Origin of the sequence: Candidatus Nitrosotalea sp. FS, from assembly GCF_011319475.1 — an archaeon.
GTDB lineage: Archaea > Thermoproteota > Nitrososphaeria > Nitrososphaerales > Nitrosopumilaceae > Nitrosotalea.
The window spans coordinates 1-1,139 of sequence record NZ_RCMC01000308.1 but is presented as its reverse complement, the minus strand read 5'-3'; the positions used below and the strand labels follow the sequence as shown (position 1 = coordinate 1,139).

The 1,139-nt window shown below is 40.8% G+C and carries 1 pseudogene; it reads left to right on the top strand.

Features of this window, described 5'->3' with window-relative positions:
* Window positions 1-14 precede the first annotated feature (14 nt).
* Window positions 15-997: pseudogene (locus tag DYY66_RS16790) on the top strand (Cdc6/Cdc18 family protein); the annotation flags it as partial.
* Between the last annotated feature and the right edge of the window lie 142 nt (window positions 998-1,139).

The window sequence follows — 1,139 nt, the reverse complement described above, 5'->3', positions numbered from 1 at the left end:
GGGACGCGGGAAAAATGAATCAGGACAGCCTCAATAAAATAATCAATAAAGTCGAGAAATCAAACAGTATCTTTTCTGACAAATCTTATCTTGATCCATTGGTAGTTCCTGATGAAATAGTTGGTAGGGAAAAAGAGACCGAAAAGATTGTTCAATATTTTATGGGGTACAAGCATGGTCACGTGGTACCGGTTATTTCGGTCTATGGGAGAAGTGGATCTGGAAAATCTACACTGGTGAAATTTATTTGCAAAAATATGCCTGAAATATCGCATTGCTTTGTTAATCTGCGAAAGTCAAAGACTGTTTTTGGTTGTGCAAATCTGATACTTGGTGAGCTAGGTCAGCCAAATCTAAAAAGTTCGCAGGGTATTAACGTGGTCATTGATCAAATAGGGTCTGCAATAGAGTCTGTTTTGGAAAAAGAAAAAACGAATCTCTTTGTACTAGTTCTTGACGAATCTGATGTGTTGTTTTATGACACACGTAGCAAGCCCTCAGAATTCATATACAAACTTGTCACACTGGCAGAGAGTCTGCGTGCAAAAAAATATCTTCTCTGCATCATAATGATTTCAAATAATGTCTTGTCCGATTATGAATTGGATGACCGAGTACGTTCTAGAATTGGTTCAAGTGATGTCTTTTTTGAGCCATACTCGTATGATGATGTTATCAAGATGCTTCAAAGAAGATCAGAAAAAGCATTTGCTATTCCAGTAAGTGATGACGTTCTACGACGTTGTGCTACTCTTAGCTCTGAGGAACATGGTGATGCAAGGCGTGCGATAGATCTACTTCGAGTATCTGGTGAAATTGCAGGTCAGTCAGACAAGGAGCTAACCGAGTATACTGTAACAAGAGCATCTGCCGTATTGCAAGAGGACAGGGTATCAAAGATTCTCTCATCTGCTTCACTTCACTTCAAGCTTGTCTGTTTCAGCCTGGCATGGCTTAGTCATGTAAAGGGAGGATGGCAGGCAACTTCTGCTGTATTNTGATGCAAGACGTGCAATAGATCTACTCAGAGTATCTGGTGAAATCGCAGGTCAGTCAGGCAAGGAGCTAACCGAATATGAAGTGGCAAGAGCGGCTGCCGTATTGCAAGAGGACAGAGTATCAAAGATTCTCTCATCTGC